This is a genomic window from Pseudomonas sp. KH_021 (assembly GCF_057838865.1).
Genome location: NZ_JBYQOU010000002.1, coordinates 287,737 through 308,289 on the forward strand (window position 1 = coordinate 287,737; position 20,553 = coordinate 308,289).

The 20,553-nt window shown below is 56.0% G+C and carries 21 protein-coding genes and 2 pseudogenes; 6 read left to right on the forward strand and 17 right to left on the reverse strand.

Annotated features, from left to right (window positions below; translation table 11 throughout):
* Positions 1-52: 52 nt before the first annotated feature.
* From AC3IX4_RS30180 to AC3IX4_RS30220, 9 genes and pseudogenes are all read right to left on the reverse strand, one after another.
* Positions 53-3,211, reverse strand: coding sequence for an efflux RND transporter permease subunit (locus AC3IX4_RS30180; RefSeq protein ID WP_489261459.1), 3,159 nt, complete (start codon positions 3,209-3,211; stop codon positions 53-55).
* Positions 3,208-4,692 carry an efflux RND transporter periplasmic adaptor subunit gene (locus tag AC3IX4_RS30185; RefSeq protein WP_489261460.1) on the reverse strand — a complete coding sequence of 495 codons (1,485 nt, stop codon included), beginning with the start codon at positions 4,690-4,692 and terminating at the stop codon, positions 3,208-3,210. Before AC3IX4_RS30185 ends, AC3IX4_RS30180 begins: the two co-directional genes overlap by 4 nt.
* Positions 4,689-5,945 carry a TolC family protein gene (locus tag AC3IX4_RS30190; RefSeq protein ID WP_489261461.1) on the reverse strand — a complete coding sequence of 419 codons (1,257 nt, stop codon included), beginning with the start codon at positions 5,943-5,945 and terminating at the stop codon, positions 4,689-4,691. Before AC3IX4_RS30190 ends, AC3IX4_RS30185 begins: the two co-directional genes overlap by 4 nt.
* A 101-nt stretch (positions 5,946-6,046) precedes the next feature.
* Positions 6,047-6,388 carry a hypothetical protein gene (locus AC3IX4_RS30195; protein WP_489261462.1) on the reverse strand — a complete coding sequence of 114 codons (342 nt, stop codon included), beginning with the start codon at positions 6,386-6,388 and terminating at the stop codon, positions 6,047-6,049.
* Between the two features lie 248 nt (positions 6,389-6,636).
* Positions 6,637-7,506 carry a sterol desaturase family protein gene (locus tag AC3IX4_RS30200; protein WP_489261463.1) on the reverse strand — a complete coding sequence of 290 codons (870 nt, stop codon included), beginning with the start codon at positions 7,504-7,506 and terminating at the stop codon, positions 6,637-6,639.
* 68 nt (positions 7,507-7,574) lie between these two features.
* Positions 7,575-8,321, reverse strand: a complete 747-nt coding sequence (locus AC3IX4_RS30205) for an AraC family transcriptional regulator (RefSeq protein WP_489261464.1) — start codon at positions 8,319-8,321, stop codon at positions 7,575-7,577.
* 182 nt (positions 8,322-8,503) lie between these two features.
* Positions 8,504-8,971 carry a DUF411 domain-containing protein gene (locus tag AC3IX4_RS30210; protein WP_489261465.1) on the reverse strand — a complete coding sequence of 156 codons (468 nt, stop codon included), beginning with the start codon at positions 8,969-8,971 and terminating at the stop codon, positions 8,504-8,506.
* A pseudogene (locus AC3IX4_RS30215) lies at positions 8,961-9,479 on the reverse strand (c-type cytochrome); the annotation flags it as partial. The gene AC3IX4_RS30210 and the pseudogene AC3IX4_RS30215, both read right to left, overlap by 11 nt.
* 134 nt (positions 9,480-9,613) lie before the next feature.
* Entirely contained in the window at positions 9,614-9,820 is a 207-nt protein-coding gene (locus AC3IX4_RS30220; RefSeq protein ID WP_010465965.1) for a co-regulatory protein PtrA N-terminal domain-containing protein, read from the reverse strand.
* 431 nt (positions 9,821-10,251) lie between these two features.
* On the opposite strand from AC3IX4_RS30220, the gene flgB reads away from it, so the two are divergent.
* Both flgB and AC3IX4_RS30230 read left to right on the forward strand, forming a co-directional pair.
* A complete protein-coding gene (gene flgB / locus AC3IX4_RS30225) occupies positions 10,252-10,665 on the forward strand; it encodes a flagellar basal body rod protein FlgB (RefSeq protein ID WP_010465967.1) in 414 nt (137 codons plus the stop codon).
* 103 nt (positions 10,666-10,768) lie between these two features.
* Positions 10,769-11,077, forward strand: a pseudogene (locus AC3IX4_RS30230) (transporter associated domain-containing protein); the annotation flags it as partial.
* Between the two features lie 264 nt (positions 11,078-11,341).
* On the opposite strand, the gene AC3IX4_RS30235 reads toward AC3IX4_RS30230, so the two are convergent.
* The 3 genes from AC3IX4_RS30235 to AC3IX4_RS30245 are packed head-to-tail and all read right to left on the reverse strand — an operon-like array spanning position 11,342 to position 13,143.
* Positions 11,342-11,983, reverse strand: coding sequence for a transmembrane anchor protein (locus AC3IX4_RS30235; RefSeq protein ID WP_489261466.1), 642 nt, complete (start codon positions 11,981-11,983; stop codon positions 11,342-11,344).
* A gap of 12 nt (positions 11,984-11,995) precedes the next feature.
* Positions 11,996-12,733: a HupE/UreJ family protein gene (locus tag AC3IX4_RS30240; RefSeq protein WP_042933196.1), complete on the reverse strand. Its 738-nt coding sequence runs from the start codon at positions 12,731-12,733 to the stop codon at positions 11,996-11,998.
* Between the two features lie 47 nt (positions 12,734-12,780).
* On the reverse strand, positions 12,781-13,143 hold the full coding sequence (locus AC3IX4_RS30245; RefSeq protein WP_010465975.1) for a hypothetical protein: 363 nt from the start codon (positions 13,141-13,143) through the stop codon (positions 12,781-12,783).
* A 106-nt stretch (positions 13,144-13,249) separates the two neighbouring features.
* Here AC3IX4_RS30245 and AC3IX4_RS30250 point away from each other — a divergent pair, with 106 nt between their 5' ends.
* Together AC3IX4_RS30250 and AC3IX4_RS30255 are read left to right on the forward strand one after the other, a co-directional pair.
* Positions 13,250-13,543: a metal-sensing transcriptional repressor gene (locus tag AC3IX4_RS30250; RefSeq protein WP_010465976.1), complete on the forward strand. Its 294-nt coding sequence runs from the start codon at positions 13,250-13,252 to the stop codon at positions 13,541-13,543.
* A 57-nt stretch (positions 13,544-13,600) separates the two neighbouring features.
* On the forward strand, positions 13,601-14,344 hold the full coding sequence (locus tag AC3IX4_RS30255) for a TraX family protein (RefSeq protein ID WP_489261660.1): 744 nt from the start codon (positions 13,601-13,603) through the stop codon (positions 14,342-14,344).
* A gap of 42 nt (positions 14,345-14,386) precedes the next feature.
* Here the strand turns inward: AC3IX4_RS30255 and AC3IX4_RS30260 are convergent, their stop codons facing one another.
* Positions 14,387-15,694 carry an MFS transporter gene (locus tag AC3IX4_RS30260; RefSeq protein WP_489261467.1) on the reverse strand — a complete coding sequence of 436 codons (1,308 nt, stop codon included), beginning with the start codon at positions 15,692-15,694 and terminating at the stop codon, positions 14,387-14,389.
* Positions 15,695-16,042: 348 nt separating this feature from the next.
* Between AC3IX4_RS30260 and AC3IX4_RS30265 the strand changes: the two genes are divergently transcribed.
* Positions 16,043-16,174 carry a YHYH domain-containing protein gene (locus AC3IX4_RS30265; RefSeq protein ID WP_102599662.1) on the forward strand — a complete coding sequence of 44 codons (132 nt, stop codon included), beginning with the start codon at positions 16,043-16,045 and terminating at the stop codon, positions 16,172-16,174.
* Positions 16,175-16,254: 80 nt separating this feature from the next.
* Here AC3IX4_RS30265 and dmeF read toward each other — a convergent pair whose 3' ends face one another.
* Positions 16,255-17,175, reverse strand: coding sequence for a CDF family Co(II)/Ni(II) efflux transporter DmeF (gene dmeF / locus AC3IX4_RS30270; RefSeq protein WP_489261468.1), 921 nt, complete (start codon positions 17,173-17,175; stop codon positions 16,255-16,257).
* A 72-nt stretch (positions 17,176-17,247) separates the two neighbouring features.
* On the opposite strand from dmeF, the gene AC3IX4_RS30275 reads away from it, so the two are divergent.
* Positions 17,248-17,523, forward strand: coding sequence for a metal/formaldehyde-sensitive transcriptional repressor (locus AC3IX4_RS30275; protein WP_282378468.1), 276 nt, complete (start codon positions 17,248-17,250; stop codon positions 17,521-17,523).
* Between the two features lie 52 nt (positions 17,524-17,575).
* Here AC3IX4_RS30275 and AC3IX4_RS30280 read toward each other — a convergent pair whose 3' ends face one another.
* From AC3IX4_RS30280 to AC3IX4_RS30290, 3 genes are all read right to left on the reverse strand, one after another.
* A complete protein-coding gene (locus AC3IX4_RS30280; protein WP_489261469.1) occupies positions 17,576-17,776 on the reverse strand; it encodes a heavy-metal-associated domain-containing protein in 201 nt (66 codons plus the stop codon).
* A gap of 108 nt (positions 17,777-17,884) precedes the next feature.
* Positions 17,885-20,245: a heavy metal translocating P-type ATPase gene (locus AC3IX4_RS30285; RefSeq protein ID WP_489261470.1), complete on the reverse strand. Its 2,361-nt coding sequence runs from the start codon at positions 20,243-20,245 to the stop codon at positions 17,885-17,887.
* A gap of 2 nt (positions 20,246-20,247) precedes the next feature.
* Complete coding sequence (locus AC3IX4_RS30290; RefSeq protein WP_489261471.1) at positions 20,248-20,499, reverse strand: DUF2933 domain-containing protein; 252 nt, start codon at positions 20,497-20,499, stop codon at positions 20,248-20,250.
* Positions 20,500-20,553: the final 54 nt, after the last annotated feature.

Below are 20,553 nucleotides of genomic sequence, written 5' to 3' on the forward strand. Positions count from 1 at the left end.
GGCAATCAGGGGTCGTGCAGTGACGGCACAGGCAGTGGCGGACACAATCACTTCATAGCCTGCGTCCTTCCGAGGGTATGGATTCGACAACAAGGCGTCGGCGGCGCATCAAGCGGTAAGCTGCCGGGATGACAAACAGGGACAACAAGGGCGCGGTAACCATACCGCCGACCATGGGTGCGGCGATGCGGCTCATCACTTCGCTACCGGAACCGCTGCCCAATAGGATCGGTAACAGGCCAGCAATGATGACCGCCACCGTCATGGCCTTGGGTCGAACCCGCTGCACGGCTCCTTCGCTAATTGCTGCGATTAGCCCACGCTCGGTACTGTCGCCGGCCTCTACACGTTCAGCCCAGGCGTTCTTCAAGTAGAGCAGCATGATCACGCCGAATTCGGCAGACACACCCGCCAGAGCGATAAAACCGACGCCAGTAGCCACCGACAGGTTGAATCCCAGCAGGTAGAGGAACCACGCCCCACCTGTAAGGGCGAATGGCAAGGTGGCCATGATCAGCAATGCCTCGTCGAATCGGGAAAACGTCAGGTACAGCAGCACGAAAATGATTAACAGCGTGGCTGGCACCACCAGCTTGAGCCGTGCGTTGGCTCGTTCAAGAAACTCAAACTGCCCTGAGTAACTCAGGCTCATGCCTGGCTGCAGCTTGACCTGCTCACCCACAACCCGACGTAGATCAGCAACCACTGAGGCAATGTCCCGGCCACGCACGTCGATGTACACCCAGCCGGAAGGTCGGGCATTTTCACTCTTGAGCATCGGCGGGCCTTCACTGACCTTGATCTTCGCCACCGTGCCTAGGGTGATCTGGCTCCCCAGCGGGGTGTAGATCGGCAGTTGCTCCAGGGCGCCAAGCGAATCACGCCACTCTCGGGGATAACGCACATTGATCGGGAAGCGGGCGAGCCCTTCAATGGTCTCGCCAACGTTTTCACCACCAATAGCACCGGCGACGATCGACTGCACATCAGCGATATTCAACCCGTAGCGGGCAGCGGCTTTGCGATCGATATCCACATCGATGTAACGGCCTCCGGTCAATCGTTCAGCCAAGGCCGAACTGACCCCCGGCACGTCCTTGGCCGCGCGCTGAACCGCCTGAGTCGCTGCATCGATCTCCATCAAGTTGCTGCCGGCAATTTTCACTCCGATCGGACTCTTGATCCCGGTGGCGAGCATGTCGATGCGGTTGCGGATCGGTGGTATCCAGATATTAGTCAGCCCAGGGACGCGCACCACTCGATCCAGCTCTTCCACCAATTTCTCCTGGGTCATACCAGGACGCCACTGCTCGCGTGGTTTGAACTGGATAGTGGTCTCGAACATCTCCAGCGGCGCGGGGTCGGTCGCGGTTTCGGCACGACCCGCTTTACCAAAAACGTGTTCGACTTCGGGCACCGTCTTGATCAAGCGGTCGGTCTGTTGCAGCAGCTGCGCCGCTTTCTGCGCGGACAACCCCGGCAGAGCCGAAGGCATGTAGAGCAAATCGCCCTCGTCCAGCGCAGGGAGGAACTCGCCACCCAAGCGAGAGATCGGCCACAACGCGCTGAGGAAAACCATTAATGCGATCAGTAGGGTGACTTTGGGCCGATGTAACACCGCATCCAAGGCCGGCTGATAGATCCTGATCAACCAGCGGTTCAGCGGGTTCTGGTCCTCTTTGGGGATCCGACCACGAATCCAGTAGCCCATCAGCACCGGCACCAGAGTTACCGACAGTCCGGCCGCCGCCGCCATGGCATAGGTCTTGGTGAAGGCCAATGGACCAAACAGACGACCCTCTTGAGCCTCCAGGGTGAACACCGGGATGAACGACAGGGTGATGATCAGCAGGCAGAAGAACAGCGCCGGTCCAACCTCCGCCGCCGCTTCGGTCATCACATGCCAGTGACGTTCGCCCTTCAACTCTTCCCCTGGATGGGCCATATGCCAGGCCTCAACCTTCTTGTGGGCGTTCTCGATCATTACCACGGCGGCGTCGACCATGGCGCCGATGGCGATAGCGATCCCTCCCAACGACATGATGTTGGCGTTGATCCCTTGGTACCGCATAACGATGAAGGCAATCAGCACCCCCACCGGCAAAGAGATAATGGCCACCAGGGATGAACGCAGGTGCCAGAGAAATATCCCACAGACCAACGCGACAACGATGAACTCCTCAAGCAGTTTGTAGCTGAGGTTTTCCACGGCGCGGTCGATCAGCTTGCTGCGGTCGTAGGTGGTGACGATTTCCACCCCGGCCGGCAGGCTGCTTTTCAGGTCATCGAGCTTGGCCTTGACCGCCGCAATGGTTTCGCGAGCGTTCTTGCCGCTGCGCAGAATCACCACGCCGCCGACGGTCTCGCCTTCGCCGTCGAGTTCAGTGATGCCGCGACGCATCTCCGGCCCCAGCTGGATCGTCGCCACGTCGCCGAGGGTCACTGGTACGCCACCCGCACCCAGCTTGAGCGGAATCGCACGAAAGTCATTCAGTGTCTTCAGATAACCGGAAGCGCGCACCATAAACTCGGTCTCCGCCATCTCCAGCAACGCACCACCGGTTTCCTGATTGGCCTTGCCGATAGCCTCGGTCACCGCTGCTTGAGTGATGCCCAGGTTGGCCAGTTTCAGTGGATCGAGCTGCACCTGGTACTGCTTGACCATGCCGCCCACGGTGGCCACTTCCGCAACGTTCGGCAGGGTCTTGAGTTCGAACTTGAGGAACCAGTCCTGCAAGGCGCGCAGTTGCGCCAGGTCGTGTCCCCCTGTGCGATCCACCAGTGCGTACTGATAGATCCAGCCCACGCCTGTGGCGTCGGGCCCCAAGGACGGTTTGGCGGAAGCCGGAAGACGACTTTGGACCTGACTCAAGTATTCCAGCACCCGCGAGCGGGCCCAATACAAATCGGTACCGTCTTCAAACAACACGTACACGAAGCTGTCGCCAAAAAAAGAATAACCGCGCACGGTCTTGGCCCCCGGCACCGAGAGCATGGTGGTGGCCAACGGATAGGTCACCTGGTTCTCAACGATTTGCGGCGCTTGTCCCGGGTAAGGGGTACGGATGATCACCTGAACATCGGAAAGGTCTGGCAATGCATCGATCGGCGTGCTCTGAACCGACCAGACGCCCCAGACCGTGACGAACAGCGTAGCCAGTAGCACCAGGAAGCGGTTGGCCACTGACCAGCGAATCAGGGCGGCAATCATGGCTGGCCCCCTGTTTTTTCCAGGCGTTCAACGCGCAACCCATCATCGGTTTGGCTCACCGAGATTCGAACCTTGTCCCCCGCCTTGAGTCCTTGCATGAGCACCGGGTCAGTCAACGGGAAGGTCATGGTCATACCAGGCATGCCCAGCGTCTTGAACGGACCATGGGCGATCGTCACGTCTTGGCTATTGATCTCAACGATCTGCCCATCCGCCTCATGAGAGCTGGAGGCCGCTGCGCTGGGTGGTGACATTTCCAGCGTGCTCGCAACAATGCCCTTGAGACTGGCTTCAGAGTCGAGCAGAAACTGTCCAGAGCTGACCACTTGTTGCCCTTCTTCCAGCCCCTTCAATACCACCGTTTTGCCTTCGTTTTCCTGCCCGAGTTGCACTTCTACGGGTCGGTAGCGACCAGCGTCTTCGGCGAGCATCACCAGGACGCGTCGACCGGTGCGAATGATTGCCTCGCTCGGCACCCATAACACGCTTTGCTCAGTCGAACGATTCAGGTGCACCTGGGCCGTCATACCCGGCCTGAGTCGCCCATCCAGGTTGGGCAGTTCGACCCGCACACGCACAGTTCGGCTGTCGGGATTGGTTTCGGGCAAAATCGCACTGACCGTGCCCTTAAGCACTGTGCCCGGAAAGGCTGGCAGACGTGCTTCGACCGCTTGCCCCATGATGATCGATCCAGTCTCCGACTCTGGAACGGCCACTGCCAGCCAGACGCTGCTCAAGCCATTGACTCGAGCCAGAGTCTCGCCGGCCGCCACGGTCATACCCGAACGTACATTCAACTCTTGCAGCACACCGCTTATGGGGCTGGTGATCGTCAGGACCGGCTGGGTCTTGCCGCTTCGCTCCACTTGAGCAATCAACGTCGCTGGCATCCCGGTCAAGCGCAAGCGTTGGCGCGCTGCCGCCAGCAAGTCGGCATCGCCACTGCGTTTGAGTGCGAGAAACTCTTCCTGAGCAGCGGCCCACTCCGGGACCAGGATATCGGCCAACGCCGCGTGGGCTTTGAGCACATCGCCTGGAGCACGGGCGTACACCCGCTCCACAAAACCAGCAGTACGCGATTGAATCACCGCGACATCCCGCTCGTTGAATGCCAGCACACCGACCACATCCAGGCTGGAAGCAAGCACGCCGCGAGTGACTGTGGCCAGTCGCAAGCCGAGATTCTGGGTCAGGCTGGGGTCGATACTGATGGCCGCACTGTCCGCTGCAGCATCAGCGTAGCGGGGCTTCAACTCCATATCCATAAAGGGCGATTTGCCTGGTTTATCGAATTTCTGTTGCGGCTGCATCGGGTCGTACCAATACAGTACTTTGCGTTCGTCTTGCGTTTTAGGGGCCTGTTCGGCGGTGGTCTCAGGCATTGCACTCATGCGCTGCTGAGCGAGCCAGTAACCGCCGGCAGCGCCCAGGGCAATCGAGAGGCCTGTCAGCACAGCCCCTTTCCAGATTCGTGCGCTCATTGATTGGTGTCCCCATAAGCAAAATACAAGCGAGCACTGGTGAGGGCTCGCTGTTCTTCGAAGTCGATCTGTTTGAGGCGGGTCTCGATGAGTTCACGCCGGGCAGCGATGACCGCCGCCAAGTCGCTTTTACCCGCGCGGTAGCTGGCCATGGTCAGCCCAACCTTTTCCTTGGCCAGGGGTAACAGGCTGTCCTGGCTGCGACGCACAGCACGGTTCAGACGTCCGTATTCGGCCAGATCGTCCTCCAGTTGCTGGGTATGCTCACGTGCAAGCGCTTCGCGCTCGGCCTCCAACTGATTCAGTTCGGCGTGTTTGGCGGCGATCTTCGGGTTTTGTCGGGAGTCGGGGAACAGTGGCAGGTCGAATGTGAACTGCACGCTGACCATGTCGCCGAACTGACGGTCGCGGCGCTGGTAATCAAGCTCCCAACTCCAGTCGGACTGCTTTTCCGACTCTGCTTCACGGACCTTGGCCTGCGCTTCGCGAGTCATTGGGACGAACGCCGCCAGTGCGGGGTGATGTTGCAACTTATGCGGGTAACCCGAGGCGTCGATGGGCCACTCGGGCAACCTACCGACGGGCTGGTCATTGGCGGCCGGACCTATCCAACGTCGAAGAGCCGCTCTGGCTTGTGCCCGCAGGCGGATCAGGTCGTCTTGTTGTTCCGCCAACTGAGCCGCCTCCTGTTTCGGCGTTACTGCATCGGCAGGCTGAGCACGACCACCGGCGATCTGCGCCCGGACGGTATCAGCCAACAGACGGTTCTCACGGTAAAAATCCTGAAACAGCGCCTCTTTACGCTCAACGGAGTAGCTGCTGATCCAGGCCAATGCTGTGGCCTGACGAACGTTCAGGCGCTCGACACGGCCTTCGGCCGCGGCGCGATCTACGGCCGCCTCGGCCACTTCGATGCGCGCCCGACGCTTGTCACGGTTGGGCACCTCCTGCATGACGCCGACCATCTGCATGGTCATGAAGTCCTGCTCGAGGCGCCAGCGGTCAGGGCCGCCGATGGGGTAGTTTTGTACGCCCAGCAGGAGCTTCGGGTCGGGTAGTTCGCCGGCTGGAATGGCGGCGCTGCTGGCGGCTTGCAGTTTGGCCGCTTGGGCGGTCAGCGATGGTGCATTGTTTTCAGCCAACCGTAAGGCTTCGTCGAGTGTCAGGGGCGCAGCAAGGCTTGGCAATGCCAGCACGCTTGCCGCCAGGGCAGCCACGAGGGGCCAACCGGTGCAGTAGCACTTGGAATTCATGTTCACGATTCCTGTGATGATCCACTGCGCGCCTTGTGAGGCATGCGCGCAGATATGCCATCCCGCGCCAGAGCAGGATGAGACTCAGTGTGGTACAGGAATCAAGCGCGAGGCGGTCGCCACACCCCGGACGGGGCCTGAGTAGGCAGGGAGTCGCTGAAGATTGTCAGCAGCTGCGGACTGGACAAACGGGTGGCAGGTTTCCCAAACGACACTTGTAGCAGACTGGCGCTCCTGCATTCCTGGCCAGGTTTGCAGGGTTTGCCGTGATCGGCGGAGCTGCTCATGTCAAGGCAGCAGTCCTGGTTCATATCATCCATCATGGTCATGCCCGTCGTTTGCATCGGGCAAGGTTCTGTCGGTGACTGAATGCCCGCCATCCCGCTCAGGGGAAGCGCCAGACTGATCAGGAAAATGAGGCAACACCGCAGATAGCGTTTCATGCGAGGGAGTCTAGTCGCTGGTGACGGGCTATACCATTACGAATCTGTCAGGAAGAGCCTGCCAGACAGCATTTGCAGATCAACATGAATTCCCTCTCTTAGAAACAAGGACTCGCTAAACAACGACGCCCAATTCCCTGAGCATGGAAGTAGTTACAGCTCACAGCATGCCGCTCGAATCATGTTTGATCGGTTTTGCCTTTAGTGTGGCCTCGGTAGCTGCCGTAGCTACAAAGTGAGGGAGCCCACTAGCCTTTGTTTACCCGGCCATGCTCAAAGGGTTCGATGAGCTGTCCAAGGTAGTTTTGGGGGTAATCCTTTTCATGCAATCCGACCTCAGCTTGGCTTAGTTTCCCCACACTGTCGTAGAACGTGCCAAACAGTCGGTCCCACACCATCAGAAACTCACCAAAGTTGACCTGGGCGTCCTCAAAGTCGCGCTTGTGATGCCAGCGATGAATTTCGGCAACCCCAATGATGTGGCGCAACCATCCCAGCCGGTAGTCCAGGTTCGAATGCTGAAAGGCCAAGTGCACTGTTAGAATTCCAAACCAGATGGCCACAACTGCGGAGGGTGCGCCTGATGCGAACAGAATCACCAGCCCCGGACTCGCCATAAGCACCGCGTGCAACGGATGTCGTCGCTCCCCGTTCATCCAATACAACCGCTCGGCGCTGTGATGAGGCATGTGAAAACGCCACAGCCAATGCACTCGGTGACTGATCCGGTGCATGGCATACAGGCTCAGATCGAGCACAGCGATGACCAGTAGCAACTGTAACCACAGCGGGCTCTCGTTCGGAAAGAGACGAACCGAAGCTGGCACCGCATCACCAAGCTTGACCAGGATTCCAGCTGTGAATTGAATGACGGAAAGGTTCACCAGCATGTGCAGCAGGTCTGTCGCGGTGTCTTGATGATCCTCAAGCCAGGCTTCGCGGAAAGGTTGGATGCGCTCCAAACCAGCGATGATCAAAAGTCCCACTGCAGCAGCTAGGGGAATCGTGGGCCAATACGGTACGCCGGTATACAGCGTCCAGATCATGAAGGCAGCAGAGCCACCAAACACGAGTGGATAGCTCACCCACCGTAAGGCGAATCGGAGGAAGGAAGGCATTGCTCAGCTCCTGGATATGGAACCATCACAATATGTTAAGGGGCCAGCTTTCGACTTGAACGAAAGAGCTAAACTTCCTGGAGATGAACTTCTGCCAAGGCGGATGACGGATCGATACCCAGTAGCGCCCGGAATGTCCGGGAGAAATGAGCCGAGTCTGAAAAGCCCGCCTCATGAGCCGCGTCGGTCAGCCGTACACCTTTGGCCAAATGCTGCAGAGCTTGCGTGAGACGTAACCATCTCGCGTAACTGCGAAGCGGCAGCCCCGTCTGCTCCACGAACCAATGAGAAAACCGCGTGGGGGATAGATGCACCACCGCGGCCAACTCTCCGCGTCCCGTTTGGCCTCTGCGCAGCGCCTCAATCACCTTGATCAAGCGAGGATCTGGGGGCGGGAGATCGGGGAGTCGCAGCGCCTGGCGCACCCCGGTCCTGACCTGGAGATCAGTGTGTCCTGTCTGGTGCAGCGCGTCGATAATCGGCGCTACGTCCGCCGGAGTGATCCCAATCACCCTCGCGTCTTCGGCACCCTGCAAAGCACGGGCGTCCTCGGACAGCGCATCCACATAGATCGACAGAACGTGACCGGCGATCAGCCGGTGTTTCAAGCCGGCCGGAATGAAGATGGCGCCCCCTGTTTGAACACCCATCGGGGTTTGAACCGATACAGTTGAGTCGAGGCCAACTGAGATCTGATGCGCTTGATGGAGGTGCCACTCCTGGTGACCGGCGCGGCCATGAAAGACACCGATACCGGGACCTACCCATGCATGACCTGCCCAGCGCACGGTCTCTGCTGTAACCCAGCTCTTCATTCTCTAGCTCGGCCCACTTCCGCTTTTGTCCGTGCCGACTGCACACGTATAGTCATTCGACATCTGACGGCGGCATCGTATCGATGCTGGGCCATGATGGGCTATTCGTACCCGGACATTTGAGCGTTTTGCCGATGCCGGATCGACCGGTTTACCATCGTTCGGGTTATGAACGTTTGTGATTAGTTTGCCGGGTACTCAGCGATCACTTGGTCGGTACCTGCTTTGCTCAGGCCGATGACCTGATACGCATCCTGCTTCCCACCGACCTCCATACCAGGTGAGCCTGCCGGCATGCCCGGCACAGCAATCCCGATAAGGTCATCGCGTTTGCTCAAAGCAACTATTTGCTCGGCAGGTACATGGCCTTCAACAAATTTTCCGTTGATCACCGCGGTGTGGCATGACGAGAGTCGTGGAACAACACCCAGGTCCTGCTTGACCGCGCTCATGTTGGTTTCTACATGATCAACGACGGTGAAGCCGTTGGCTTCAAGGTGCTGCATCCACGTCTTGCAGCATCCACAGTTAGCGTCACGATGGACGTCGATCGTCAGCGATTCTGCTGCATGACCAACTGAACTGATCAACAGAGCCGCGAATGCAGCAAGGCGAAGTATCCGTCCGGGCCGATAAATGTTATTTCGCATGGATATGCTCCCTCCCATCAGCATGGGTATGAGTTTTTGGCTGAGCGGCAGGAGTTGCAGAAGCGTCATGTGAAGCCTCGGCACCCTGAGGATGGGCGTGTTCGGTACTTTCATTTTGAGAAGGTGCTGCGACCTCCTCATGAGCATGGACGCTATTTTTCTCGCCATGATGGTCGCTTGTTTCGGCTACCTCTTCGGCTGTACCCGCATCATGATGTTCAGCGGCAGCCCCTCCTTGAACATCATGCTGGCCTTCGTGGTTATGCATTTTGCTTTCGCCGCCACCGTGTTGATGACCACCGCTGCTGGCTGCTAGAGCGGTGTATTGCTCTGCATCCAATGAAGGCAGTCGCTGGAGAAAAGCGACCATTCCCCAGATGTAGGGATCAGCCATGCTTTTACCCCAAGCGGGCATGCCTGTGGATTTGATTCCATGCTTGATGATCCAGAAAGCTGCAGCAGGGTTTCCATCAACGCCCAGTTTTGAAAGATTTGGAGGTGCAGGGTAACCGTCTCGAATCCCCTGAGCCTTGCCCGCCGCCGCAAATGACGAAACTCATACGGCAGACGAGCTCAGAAATTGCCACACTTTAACTATCAAGGGGATTACATTTCTTTCAGCTTGGGAATGCGCCAAACGGATCAGCAGTTGGCGTGGTCGGCGGCTTTGGCCTTGCTCTCGACTACGGGGGGTTGAGTGCCTTGCTTTTGGGCAATTTGGTACGACTCCATCGAGTCCTTACTGGCCGCTTCCATACGTGCAAATGTCCGGTCACCACCGCCTTCGGCCATAGCCAGGGAAGAGACGGTCAAAGCTGCAATGACAAACAGGGTTTTCATGGATTTCATTTGGGTAGCCTCGGATGAGTTTTTGGTTGCCCCGTTGAATCCACATCAAGAGATGATTCTTGGGGCTGAGCTCAAGGCTCGATGTAATTCTACGGCTCATACCCTGTCAGAAACCTTAGGCCAACATTACAGTTGTGTCAGGTTGACATTTTCTTCTTGAACAAGCTGCGCCTTAATCCGTATGGTCTCGTCCATCCTAAGCTGCAATTAACCGCTTAAAAACCAATATATGACGGCTTTGTAAGCCTCCAGTCATTTTCAGCGAAGACGACGGATGGCTGCGAAATTTAAAGTTTTCTTAAAGGATGCTCGACAGCTTTTGAACAGCTGCAGAGAATCTGAATTGATCGACGTGCCACCATTATTTCAACCTGAGTAATCGCGATGCATATTGTGTTTGGACTGGAAACTATCCACAAAGGTGATCTGGCGTGAGTATTAATTTCGAAAAGGCCGTTGGCTCTGCGGAAAGAGCTTTAATCTATCGTAGTCAAAGAGCTGAGGTGCTGAGCAACAATATCGTCAACGCCGACACACCGAATTTTAAGGCTCGCGATATGGACTTTCCTACCTTGCTTGCAGAACAGTCAAAGCGAGTTGCAGACACCCAATTTTCTTTACAAACAACAAACCGAAATCATATTCGTGGAAATGGCTCAGAAGGCGACTCTGATGGGAGTGCTTTACTTTACAGAACTCCAAATCAACCGTCCCTTGACCAAAACACCGTGGATCAGCAGATCGAAATCGCGAAATATACGGAGAATGAAATTCATTTCGAGGCGGCTTTTACTCGATTAAATGGCTCATTTAAAGGCTTAATTAAGGCAATACGTGGAGAGTGATGGGCAAAAGAACTATGACAAAATAAAGGTAATTATAGTGTGGGGCTGCTATTCCAAATCTGGTCGTCCTTGAACTTCAGTGTCAGCAAAAAATTGAGCGCACCTCACCATGACTGATATTCTCGAGTCCATCGCTGGACGCGTTGTCCGATATCAGCAAAGTCGAAGACCCAAATATTGTTCTTGAGAATGGTCGATTCATCGTTAGTGGTGCCCTGAATCTCAAACGCGTGAACAAACCGGCTTTCAGGCTAAATCGACTGAGGACTACCTGACTCTGGCGGGACTGGTCATGAGCCTGCTGGATCGTCTGACGATCATCGGGAACAAACTCGATTGGGAGAGGTGGAGCATGACGGTGGTTGGCGTTGAAGAGCGTCGGATGACGAGGATGCTGGTGCGTAAAGAGTAAGGGTAGAAAAGCGAGACCGCATTTGCGGCCTCGCTTGTTTTCAAGATATCACTCGTGCGAGTGCCCGTGCTCAGCGCTCTCGGAGGTTGTTTCTTTCTCGCCGCCGCTGCATGCAGTCATCAGGCCCAAGAAGCAGATCAAGAGCATCGTACGGAACAACGTTGCTGAAGTTTTCATGGGAAAGTCTTGCCTAAAATACTGAGGTTAAACGTCCGTGGTCCGGTCGCTCTAGGCCTTTTCGGCAGAAGAGCGGCCGTCCTTGGATTACTGTTTAACGCTCAGGTAATCACCGGTCGTTTTCAGTGAGATAGTCACGTCGCTGTTGCTGCGATTACGCCAGAACCAGCCATGGGTGCCGTCAAAAATGGCGGTGAACTCGCCCTTATCGCCTTTGACTTGCTTGCCTTTGGTGTAACTGTGGAAATAGCCCTTTTCTGCCTTGTAGGGCTCGCCATGGGTGTCGTAATTCACAGGGCCCCCAGCCGTTGTCCACTCATAGCTGACGGTGGTGTTTTTCAACATTTCCAGCTTGATCTCTGTCCCTTCACCCGGCTTGAGTATGACGGTCATCTGATCAGTCTTTGATGCAGGCATAGCAGCTACTACAGGTTCCGTTACCGGCTTTGCCGCAGGCTGAACTTGTGCGATTTGCGGAATCGGAGCTGCCGCGACGGGTTGTGGTGGAGCGGTATCGGCCAGGGCCTCTTGTGCGAGGGTGATTTTCAGTTCGCCCATTTGCGTCAGGCCTAATGCTCGTCCCACGCCCGTTGGATCAATGGCGTATTCCGAAGGCATGACGACCGTCACCAAAAGGCCGACTGCGGTGAGCAGCGCGATAACTGTCGAACGCACTAACTGGCGGCTGCTGGGCAATTCGTTAACGGTTGGAAGTGGAGTATTGAACATGGTCAGAATTCCTTACGCGGAGACAAACAGGCCGGTGAACTGGTAACCCATCAGCAGGAAACCGGCACTCATCATGGCGACGTTGGCGACATAGGCGTGGCGCCAAAAACTGCCGGTGCGCCGCCAATATCCCATCAGAATGAGAATCGAGCTGAGGGCCAGCAATTGGCCTATCTCGACGCCGACGTTGAACGCAAGCAGGTTGGGGATCAGGCCGTCGGGCGAGATCTCGTACTCCTGGATCTTGGTTGCCAAACCAAAACCATGGAGCAGACCGAAGACCAGCGTGGCCACCTTGGTATTGGGTTGGTAACCGAACCAGCGCTGGAACGCGCCCAGGTTGTCGAGCGCCTTGTACACCACCGAGAAGCCGATGATGGCGTCGATCACGTAGGAGCTGATGCTTATTTCCGTGAGCACACCGAGTAGCAGCGTGACCGAGTGGCCCACAGCAAACAGCGTGACGTAAAGGCCTACATCCTTCAGGCGGTAGAGGAAAAAGATCACCCCGAAGAGGAACAGCAAGTGGTCATAGCCCGTCATCATGTGTTTGGCGCCCATGTAGATAAAGGGCAGCAACATGACGCCAGAGCTTTCCTGGATGAAGCCCTTATCCCCCTCAGCAACGGCGTGAGCCAGCGCCTCGGGCATGCCGAAGGAGAGTGATGCGATAAGCAAAAACAGCAGCAGTAGCGGGCGACACGAGGGCACAGTGAATGCGCCCACGCCGCTCATAGAGTGCGAATGCATGGATAAATCCTACGTTGCAGTGATCTTGGGCCGCAGCGCGGCCATGGTCAGGATGCGAACGAAGGACGGGGTGGACGCTTGATCAAGAATATCGGCGGAGGGGGAACTGCATATTGCGGGGCATCAACCCGCACCGATAGCTTGGGTTGTTCGGCCAAAATCAACAGGGAAGTAAGCTGCGGTGTTTCGTGCTGGTGGTCTGGGGTCAGCGGCGAATGAAAGTGATCTGAACAGCTCGCGCAGGAAAGTGAGGCTTCTTGCTCGCCGTGGGAGTGATAGGCGTCTTGCTTAATCTCCCAGGCAGGCTGTTTCGTCGCCACCGACAACGTATAGGTATGCCCGGCCCAAGCCATCAAAACGGCGAGAGCAAGCGCGAATACCACCGTTGTTGTCAGGGATCTACTGAGCATGTTGATCGTCTTTTAACTCGCTTTTTTGCTGCGGTGATGCGTTTGACCTAACCCCCCTAGGGGGATAGCATGCCAGCGTAATTCATTGAGACCAAAGGCTCAAGCCATGGATGAACACAAACATAACCATCCCCACACTCACCGAAGTCATGATGCCATTATCAAGCGCCTCAAGCGTGCGGACGGCCATCTACGCGGCATCATCACCATGATCGAAGAAGGTCGTGAATGCGTCGACATCGCCCAGCAACTGCATGCCGTTGAAAAAGCAGTGTGTCAGGCCAAGCGAACGCTCATTCAGGATCATATCGATCACTGCCTGGAGAATACCGTCTCAGCCTTGAACAATGGCGAGCGTGCACCGCTGGAAGCGTTCAAGCAAATCACCAAGTACCTCTAGGTCTGACATGCCCAATTTCGCTGAATTCTTGTAGCAGGGCGGATCTCACCCTTGGACATGACGACCGCCAGTTCAACTCAACACAATCCATCCAGTAGCCGTAGCAGCAGCCTTGACCTGATCAAGTGGCTCGCGATGCTGACCATGGTGATCGATCACCTTCGGTTGCTGTGGCCAGACATGAGCAGTCTGTTCATTCCTGGAAGACTCTCTTTTCCCTTTTTCTGCCTGGCCGTTGCGGCCAACGTAGCGCGCTCCACGCCGGGCGCGTTTCTGACCGTTGCTAACGGCCGCTACCTCGCCTTGATGCTCTTGTTCGCCGTCGTTTCTGAGGTGCCTTACCGCTACTTAAGCACCTCCGGGTCATTCAATGTGCTGCCCACCCTGGCGTTGGGTTTGTTGATTGCCTGGGGTGTTCAGCACAGAACCCTGCTAAGCATTGTCATGGCCTCGGTCGCCGCAGGTCTTGCCTACGTACTGGATGATCCATTGATGTATGGGGTTTATGGCGCGCTCGTACCTACGGCCTTGCTACTGGCGATCAAATGCCAGGGCATCCTTTGGTTGCTGCCAGCGGTTTTGTGTATGTTGATCAATACCCGCAGCAGCATTATTGTCAGGGCGATGGAGTTTGAGACCTATCCATTGCTGGCTTTAAGTACGGCTTTTATCGCTCCGCTGATCGGACTTTGGCTTCTGCGTCAGACGTTCACGTTCAAGGTATGGCCGGTGCAACACTGGGGTTACTGGTTCTATCCGGGTCACCTTGCCGCATTACAGGCCCTTCGTTTTCTAGTCTGAACTGTGGGTGATCAAACTCAGAAAATTATGAATGCCCTGTGATCAATACGGCCATCGACGATGCTGATCATCGATGACATAAGGGTGTTCGTGACTCGCTCCATCGTGACCTTCTAAATGAGTGTGGCCGTCCGGCAGATTCTGATGGGTGTGCCTAATAGACTCTTGGTCATGTGCAGGACGCCAAATCACGACGCTGACCACCAATGCTCCACCTGCCACGATGGCAAGTCCCACGAAAGAGGCATTGAGGCTGATATTGGCGCCCAGCCAACCGGCCAGTGGATAAGTGATCAGCCAACAGGAATGGGAAAGTGCAAATTGCGCTGCAAAAAGGGCTGGACGATCCTCGGCATGCGACGACCGACGCAGCAGTCGTCCGCTGGGCGTTTGTGCCAAGGAATATCCCACACCGAGTACCAACCACAGAGGCAGCAGGAAGTTGTAGGTGCTCAGGTTGATGCCAACTGCCAAGCCCGCAACCAGGATCCCACCGCCAAACAGCATTGCTGTCCGGTCTTTTATGCCTTTCAGAAGGCGAGGTAAAATCAGTGCGGCGATCATAGATCCACCCCCAAAAGCAGCGAGCGCTAATGCGGTTGAACTCTGAGGTAAAGCGAATCGGGACTGTACCAACACAACGGTATTAACGATGACCATGGCGCTGGCCGCAGCCACCGTTAGATTGAGGGCTAGTAGTCCCCGCAAGCGCGGTGTGGCCAGAAATATGCGCATTCCTCGGGTGGTTCGCTCAAAGATACTGCGCCTTTGAGTCGGCTTCGCCTTTGGCAGTAGTACCGTCGAGACCAGCGCTGCTGAGGCCAGAAAGCCAATCACCGTTCCGGCGAATAGGTTATGGAAACTGATCACCGTCAGCAGTACGGCTGCGAGCATGGGGCTGGCGACACTTTCAAGATCGTAGGCAAGGCGAGATAACGACAAGGCGCGAGTGTAATCCTCTTCATCCGACAGTATGTCTGGGATGGTGGCCTGGAAGGTCGGGGTGAATGCAGCAGAGGCCGATTGAAGTACAAAAATCAGCACGTAGATTTGCCATACTTCCGTGACGAAAGGCAGGGCAAGTGCAACGAGGGCTCGCACCAAGTCCAGTGATACGAGCATCGCCCGTCGCGGCAGACGTTCCGCAAAAGCCGCCGCAATCGGTGCTACGCCAATATAGGCAGTCATTTTAATTGCCAGCGCGGTGCCAAGCACTGCCCCGGCCTGTGCTCCCGCAAGATCGAACGCCAGTAGCCCCAGCGCAACAGTCGCGAGGCCTGTTCCGACAAGAGCAATCACTTGAGCCAGGAAGAGATGTCGGTAGGTTCGGTTAGCCAGGATTTTCAGCATTTGAAGTCTCGGGCGGCCAAGTGCTTGGTCAGGAGGGTTTACGACGAATACTCACGACGCCGACGTCAAGGACGAAGCCCGTCTTTGCCGAGAAGGGTTGCAGAACTTCTCAACCGCAAAGAGCTATTGGCTTAGCTTTGAGCGAAGCATTCGTATCCTCCCTAGGGGGATATTAGGCGATCCTAAACTATTGGCTGTGACAGCTCAAGAAAAAGGTCGTGTCACCTACCGCGTCGAATGCTGAGGGGGACTAAGCAAGCACGCTTGCTCAATGAAGGCACGTCGCCATACTCTGCAAGGCGTGAGCGTTCTCACCCTTCGTAAAAACCTGAGCATGGAATTAGCCCAATGAAACTATCTGCCCTTCTGATCGCTGCTGTTCTCTCGATTACTTCCGTGGCTGCCTTCGCACATAGCGGCGGTACTGATTCAAAAGGTTGCCATCGCAACCATAAGACGAACGACTACCACTGCCACTAAGTCGCAAAAGCCCAGCTCTGAGCTGGGCTTCAATGTGAACAGGCCTCTTCACGCGCGCGAAGGCCAGTTATGCCTTTGCTTTAGGCAGCGTTAAGCTCAACAGTGATGTGAACCAGTTCCTCATGCACTGACAAGAGGTCTTTAAAGTAAGCCGGTGTCGCATTTTGGTCAGTCGTCAAACTCAGGATGCAGGCATATTTCCCTTGACCTACACGCCATACATGAAGGTCACTAATCTGCGCGAAAATGGGACTGGAGGCGATGACTTCCCGGACCTCTTCGACGACAGGGGAATCCATTTCCGCATCCAGCAATACACGGCTGGTTTGACGAATCAAGCCATAGGCCCAGCTCGCAACCAATCCGGCACCCACTATGCCCATGACTGGGTCAAGCCACGCAGCCCCCCAGAATTTACCCCCGATCAACGCCAGAATGGCCAGCACCGATGTAGCGGCGTCCGCCAATACATGCATGTAAGCGGAACGCAGGTTCAAGTCATGATGCCCATGCCCATGATCGTGGTCATGATGTGTGTGGACATGACCATCCTTGAGTAACCAGGCGCAGGCGATATTCACGAGTAATCCCACAACACCGATAGCGATCGCCTGGTCGTAGTGAATTGCAGAGGGAGAGATCAACCGTTCAATCGATTGATAGAGCATCAACCCCGCCACCATGATCAGCAGGATCGCGCTGGTGTAACCCCCTAGAACTTCCATTTTCCAAGTCCCGAAGGCAAAGCGGGTGTCATTGGAAAATCGTCTTGCCGCCGCATAAGCCAGGACAGAGAGTCCCAAGGCCAAGGCATGAGAGCTCATATGCCAGCCATCAGCAAGCAGTGCCATCGAGTTGTAGAACCATCCACCGGCAATCTCTGCAACCATCATCAATGCAGTTAGAATCATCGCTCGACGGGTGTTTTTCTCAGCTAAGGGGTTACCCTCGTCGAAAACGTGAGAGTGGCCCTGACCGTCGGAGATTGCTGGAGATGACATGGGTTGCAGCCCTGCTTAATGAGCAAAAATATACTATACCCCAGTATAGATACTTGAAGAAGGTACCGCCGCATGCCACATACCATTCACGACAAGAAACGACTGCTGACTCGTGTCAGACGCATCAAGGGACAAGCAGAGGCGCTGGAGCGTGCGCTGGAGCAGGAAGTAGAGTGTTCTGCTGTTTTGCAACAGATTGCAGCGGTGAGAGGCGCGGTGAACGGATTGATGGCAGAGGTGCTTGAAGGGCATATCCGTGAGCACCTGGGTGCTGAAGCCGTCACTCCAGAACAACGTCAAGAAGACCTGGATCAGGTCATCTCGGCCCTGCGCTCATATCTGAAATGAGCCCAGGGAGAGTCTGTGCATGAGGGCGTTAACGCTGGAGCAGATCACCGCCTCAGGCGCTGACCTTGGAAGAAAAACCCAACGCTTCAACAGCAGCGCGGACTCGCTCCGGGCTTTCGATGCTTTCAACGTTGACCTTGCCGGCAGCACGATCCACCGAAACAGCTGCCTCGTTATCCAACGACTGAATGGCTTTGGTAATTTTACTAACACAGCTGCCGCAACCAATGCCTGATACGTCTAAGACGAACATAGTTATTCCTCTCGTGTTGATCGGCCTCTTTGGCCGCAGTTACAGCATCAACGTTGACACGATAGGAAGGTCAAGAGTTGTCTGCACCGTTTAAATGGTGTCCAAGTCTCAATCTATTCGGGTGTTCCTCAGCCGCAAGGCATTGAAAACCACGGATGCTGAACTCACGCTCATCGCGATGGCCGCGACCATCGGTGATAAGAGATGTCCGGTCAGTGGATACAGTAGACCTGCTGCGAGCGGGATACCCATCGAGTTATAAAGAAAGGCAAAGCCCAGGTTCTGACGCATGTTTTTCACCGTCGCTACAGAAAGGGACCGCGCTCGAAGAATTCCCATCAAGTCGCCTTTAACCAGAGTCAGTTGCGCGCTGTTCATCGCGACGTCTGTCCCGGTCCCCATGGCGATGCCCACATCTGCTCGGGCCAAGGCAGGCGCATCATTGATACCGTCGCCAGCCATAGCAACCCGCCGGCCGTATTGCTGAAGGTCCGCGACCAAACGCTCCTTGTCCTGAGGCTTCACTTCACCGTGGACTTCTTCAATGCCCATCTCCTTGGCTACAGCTCGTGCCGTGGTGAGACCATCACCAGTGGCCATGATGATTTTTACATTGTCAGCCTTGAGCTTGGTGACAGCCTCTTTGGAGGTTGGCTTGATCGGATCGGACACTGCGAGCAACCCAGCCAGTACTCCGTCGACCGCAACATAGATTATGCTGATACCTTCAAGTCGTAACAGCTCTGCACGGTATTGGAGGGGCCTGATACTCACGCCTGCTTCTTCCATCAAGGCGGTATTGCCCAGTTGGATTTTCTTGCCGCTAACCAGACCGCTGACACCAATCCCGGATCCGGACTCGAACGATTCAGGCTTGCTCAAAACAAGGTTTTCAGCTCGGGCGTGATCAACGATTGCGTGAGCCAGAGGGTGCTCACTGCCTTGATCGAGACTGGCAGCGAGTTGAAGAACGTCATTGGGGTCGAAGTTCTGTGTAGCCTCCACGCTGTGAAACACCGGACGCCCCTCTGTCAGGGTACCGGTCTTATCGACGATGAGCGTGTCGATCTTGCAAAGGTTCTCGATGGCACTGGCATCTCTGAACAGCACGCCCATGCTGGCCGCTTTACCCGTGGAAACCATGATCGACATTGGCGTCGCGAGCCCCAGAGCACAGGGGCAGGCAATGATCAGCACGGCGACCGCATTAATCAGGCCGAAGACCCAACTGGGCTCAGGACCGAACAGCCCCCACCCCAGAAGAGTCAGCAGGGCAATCACGATTACCCCCATCACAAAGTAACCAGCAACGGCGTCCGCCATACGCTGCATGGGGGCTTTGGAGCGCTGAGCGCGGGCCACCATCTGTACGATTTGCGACAGCATGGTCTCGACCCCAACCTTCTGTGCCTCCATCACCAGACTGCCATGGGTATTGAGCGTGGCTCCGATCAGACTATCTCCAGCTCTCTTCATCACCGGCACGGGTTCGCCGGTCAGCATCGACTCGTCGACCGCGCTTTCGCCTTCCAGTACTGAGCCATCAACCGGCACCTTTTCACCTGGTCTTACCCGGAGGTGATCACCCTTGTGGACATGCGTCAGCGGGATGTCTTCCTCTGTGCCATCGGCATTGATCCTGCGTGCGGTTTTCGGAGACAGACCAAGAAGAGACTTAATAGCCGCAGACGCTTGTGATCGAGCTTTGAGTTCAAGCATCTGCCCGAACAAAGTCAGCGAGATGATCACTGCGGCAGCTTCGAAGTAGACGCCAATGCGTCCGTCTTGCATAAAGGTGGCGGGAAAGCTCTGGGGAAACAACGTCGCGACAACGCTGTAAAGATAGGCCGCTGCGGTACCCAGACCTATCAAGGTCCACATATTTGGACTGCGATGACGAATGGACGCTACGCCTCTCACAAAAAAGGGCCAGCCGGCCCATAGGATCACCGGGGTTGCAAGGACCAGCTCCACCCAGTTCTGTGTGGCTCCGTGGAAGAGGTGTAATGAATGTCCCGCCATAGCGAGTACGGTCACGATCACGGTTAACGGCAACGACCACCAAAAGCGACGGGTGAAGTCCTTAAGCTCGGGGTTTTCCTCCTCTTCCAGCCCTGGCATGACAGGTTCCAATGCCATTCCGCATTTAGGACAGGTGCCGGGGCCAGGCTGTCGTATCTCTGGGTGCATGGGACAAGTGAATTCAGTGCCCAGCTGTGGCTCAGCCGCGGGTTCAGTGCGACTAGAGTGATTGGTATCAGACGGATCCGCAGCATAACGCCGGGGTTCTGCTCGAAACTTCTCTTGGCACTTCAGGCTGCAAAACTGATATACCCGCCCCTCGTATAGCTCACTGAACGTGCTCGGCGGGGTAACTGCCATACCGCACACTGGATCGCGTAGACCACCATCGTGGGGGTTTACCGGATGGACGTGATCATGGTCGCGGTGACTCGTGGCGTTAGACATGACTAGTTTCCTTTATCGTCCTTGTTGGTTTCCGAACTCACGTGTCGACCGTGACCGCCGTGGCCGTGCCCAAAAAAATGCATCACTGGGCAGATCAACAGGATCAGATAGGGCAGATAAGGCGAAACATGGCTGAAGTGTTCCCGGACGACGTAGAAAACACCGATTGCAACCAGCATGATCAGTACGACACCCGTTTTGCTTCTCCAGAAGGAAGAAGGCGAGTTTTTAACCGAATGCGGATGGTTAGTCATGATGTGGTCCCCAGTGTCCTGGCAAGAGCTGCGGTGACGTCTGCGACTGAGAGT

Coding starts and splice junctions, on each gene's coding strand:
- AC3IX4_RS30280 (WP_489261469.1), bottom strand. CDS start 17,776: ATGTTCGTCTTAGACGTATCAGGCATTGGTTGCGGCAGCTGTGTTAGT.
- AC3IX4_RS30260 (WP_489261467.1), bottom strand. CDS start 15,694: ATGCTGAAAATCCTGGCTAACCGAACCTACCGACATCTCTTCCTGGCT.
- dmeF (WP_489261468.1), bottom strand. CDS start 17,175: ATGTCATCTCCAGCAATCTCCGACGGTCAGGGCCACTCTCACGTTTTC.
- AC3IX4_RS30235 (WP_489261466.1), bottom strand. CDS start 11,983: ATGTTCAATACTCCACTTCCAACCGTTAACGAATTGCCCAGCAGCCGC.
- AC3IX4_RS30210 (WP_489261465.1), bottom strand. CDS start 8,971: ATGCGAAATAACATTTATCGGCCCGGACGGATACTTCGCCTTGCTGCA.
- AC3IX4_RS30245 (WP_010465975.1), bottom strand. CDS start 13,143: ATGCTCAGTAGATCCCTGACAACAACGGTGGTATTCGCGCTTGCTCTC.
- AC3IX4_RS30255 (WP_489261660.1), top strand. CDS start 13,601: ATGACGACCGCCAGTTCAACTCAACACAATCCATCCAGTAGCCGTAGC.
- AC3IX4_RS30290 (WP_489261471.1), bottom strand. CDS start 20,499: ATGACTAACCATCCGCATTCGGTTAAAAACTCGCCTTCTTCCTTCTGG.
- AC3IX4_RS30195 (WP_489261462.1), bottom strand. CDS start 6,388: ATGAAACGCTATCTGCGGTGTTGCCTCATTTTCCTGATCAGTCTGGCG.
- AC3IX4_RS30265 (WP_102599662.1), top strand. CDS start 16,043: ATGAAACTATCTGCCCTTCTGATCGCTGCTGTTCTCTCGATTACTTCC.
- AC3IX4_RS30275 (WP_282378468.1), top strand. CDS start 17,248: ATGCCACATACCATTCACGACAAGAAACGACTGCTGACTCGTGTCAGA.
- AC3IX4_RS30180 (WP_489261459.1), bottom strand. CDS start 3,211: ATGATTGCCGCCCTGATTCGCTGGTCAGTGGCCAACCGCTTCCTGGTG.
- AC3IX4_RS30220 (WP_010465965.1), bottom strand. CDS start 9,820: ATGAAATCCATGAAAACCCTGTTTGTCATTGCAGCTTTGACCGTCTCT.
- AC3IX4_RS30205 (WP_489261464.1), bottom strand. CDS start 8,321: ATGAAGAGCTGGGTTACAGCAGAGACCGTGCGCTGGGCAGGTCATGCA.
- AC3IX4_RS30240 (WP_042933196.1), bottom strand. CDS start 12,733: ATGCATTCGCACTCTATGAGCGGCGTGGGCGCATTCACTGTGCCCTCG.
- AC3IX4_RS30200 (WP_489261463.1), bottom strand. CDS start 7,506: ATGCCTTCCTTCCTCCGATTCGCCTTACGGTGGGTGAGCTATCCACTC.
- AC3IX4_RS30285 (WP_489261470.1), bottom strand. CDS start 20,245: ATGTCTAACGCCACGAGTCACCGCGACCATGATCACGTCCATCCGGTA.
- AC3IX4_RS30250 (WP_010465976.1), top strand. CDS start 13,250: ATGGATGAACACAAACATAACCATCCCCACACTCACCGAAGTCATGAT.
- AC3IX4_RS30185 (WP_489261460.1), bottom strand. CDS start 4,692: ATGAGCGCACGAATCTGGAAAGGGGCTGTGCTGACAGGCCTCTCGATT.
- AC3IX4_RS30190 (WP_489261461.1), bottom strand. CDS start 5,945: ATGAATTCCAAGTGCTACTGCACCGGTTGGCCCCTCGTGGCTGCCCTG.